General features: G+C 45.3%; 2 protein-coding genes. Both read left to right on the forward strand.

The window, feature by feature from the left end; genetic code table 11:
* The coding region (locus A3762_RS10125; RefSeq protein ID WP_156493378.1) for a PhoX family phosphatase at positions 1 to 876 on the forward strand (876 nt) is incomplete at its 5' end.
* A gap of 455 nt (positions 877 to 1,331) precedes the next feature.
* Positions 1,332 to 2,366, forward strand: a 1,035-nt coding sequence (locus A3762_RS10130) for a cadherin-like domain-containing protein (RefSeq protein WP_156493379.1), incomplete at its 3' end; no start/stop codon positions are given.

Genomic DNA, 2,366 nt, shown 5'->3' on the forward strand with positions numbered 1-2,366 from the left:
TTAGCCACAGGTGCGAAGTACATGGATGAGGGCACGCTGTATGTTATGCGCTTTAATGACGACAACACTGGTGAGTGGATCCCTCTAGTATTGAGCACGGCGTTATCAGACAACTATGTTGCAGATAACAGCCTAACGGCTGGCTCAACCTTAGGCGATATGTTCTCTTCTCTTGGTGAATTGATTCTTAACACTCCAGGAGCAGCGGATGCCGTAGGCGCAACCCCAATGGACCGTCCAGAATGGTGTGCAGTCGATCCAATCACAGGTAGTGTTTATCTCACTCTCACTAACAATACGCGCCGTGATGCGACAACAGGGACAAACCCAGCTAATCCGCGTATAGACAATAAGTATGGCCATATTCTTCGTTGGGATGAGAGTACAGAACCAACTGCATTTGAATGGGATATCTTTGTATTTGGTGCACCATCTTCGGGCGTTGATGCAGCGAGCTACAATAATTCTGGTCTGACTGAGATGAATCAGTTCGCAAGCCCTGACGGCCTGTTGTTTGATAACCGCGGCATTATGTGGATTCAAACCGATAATGGTGCAGACGAAGTTGAAAACTATACCAACGACCAAATGCTCGCTGTTATTCCATCTAAGTTACGTGTTGATGGTGAACAGCAGGTGATTTCGGCAGAGAATCAAGATGCATTACGTCGTTTCTTTGTTGGTCCGAATGGTTGTGAAGTGACAGGGCTTGCGATTGCGAGTGATAATTCAAGTTTCTTTGCGAATATTCAGCACCCAGGCAACTGGCCATATGCGGTTGATGCAACAACTGAAACGCCATCAGGTACGAGCATTCGACCTCGCGCAGCGACAGTTGTATTCCGTAAAACAGACGGTGGTGCAATCGGTGTTTAGTCGGCAATAAGTTTGCCCCCTTAAAGCAGCTCCTTCGGGAGCTGTTTTTCTATGCCTATAAAATCCATTTTTGATTGCATTCNTTTCGAAAAGATTTAATAGAATTAGCTTCTATATTTATCTCCTTCATCAGACGTTTACTGATGAACTTTTAACCTTGTTTTTAAAACCTTCCCAAACAACAAAACTAACGAGAAGTGTTACAAAAACACACAAATCTTGAGCAAATTAAATAATTTGAATTTGTCTAATAATTTCAATGCTTTATTGCGAATAGATTTTATCTTTTCTTGTTTCTACTGTGATATTCATCACGGTTATTTGCCGCCTCCTTGAGACCGCGCGTATCAATACTACTTTCATGAAAAACTATTTTAAAAAAGCAAAGCTTTAAAGTTTGTCGTTGAATACAACTCTAATTCGAGTTGTGATCTGAATGTTTGGAGAAGAGCGCAATGTCTGATATCCCTAATGACGAAAACAACCCATTAAACGATGCAGTCGAGAACAGTGTCACCCCTGAGTCGAACAGCGAGAGTGGGTCTTCGGGTAGTAATAACCAGCAGTCAACAACTACTAATACTGCAGCAACTGGTGCTGATACCTTAGATGGTCAGATATCCGAAGCGGAACAAGATCTTAGTGGGTCGAACGCTGAGGGCGAGAGTGCAGACGAAGGTGGCGCCTCTGGTGGAGAAGAAGAGTCATCACCAGATGCGGTTCAATCAAGCGACGCGCAATCAAATATTGTCGATTCTCAACTGGAGTCAGACGAGCCTTCTGATGGTGAGGACGCAGCCGGTTTAAGCGAAGAGGCAATTGCCAACGCGCTTCAGGCCGTTGGTATTCAAAGTGTTGGTGGGAACGACATCGCCGCTGCGCTTCAGAATCCAGATTTTGCTCAAGCCGCGCAAGGCATTGCTCAGGATTTACTCGATGGCAACATAAGTGCAGACGACGCGGCGACGCAGCTCGAAGAAGCTCTTAGCGACAACGATCCAGATACTGAGACCACGACTGAAAGTTTTGATGTGATTGTTGAGGAAGCGACTGACCAAATTGCAGCTGAGGGTGAAGACTTCGATACGAAAACCGTATCTGAAACATTTCAAATGGATGTTACTAGCGTCAATGATGACCCAGAGGTCGGTAGTGCTATTGAACTTACTATGCAGGAAGATGACTCGCTTCTTGTAACGCAGCAATTGTTGCTGGCAAATTCGTCCGATGTGGATGGTGATACGCTCACGGCATTGAATCTACAGACAGCCAATCCGGAACTGACGATTACAGATAATGGTGATGGGACGTTCACGCTGACACCGGCTGCAAACTTCAATGGTGATCTCGATATTAGTTTCGATGTATTCGATGGTGAAGCGACAGTCGCAGCTAATATCGATTTGACAGTGAACCCAGTGAATGATCTGCCGGTCGCGCAGGATCAGAATTTCCAGATGAACGAAGACGGGACGATCACGCTTACAGAT

The organism is Oleiphilus sp. HI0125 (assembly GCF_001635355.1).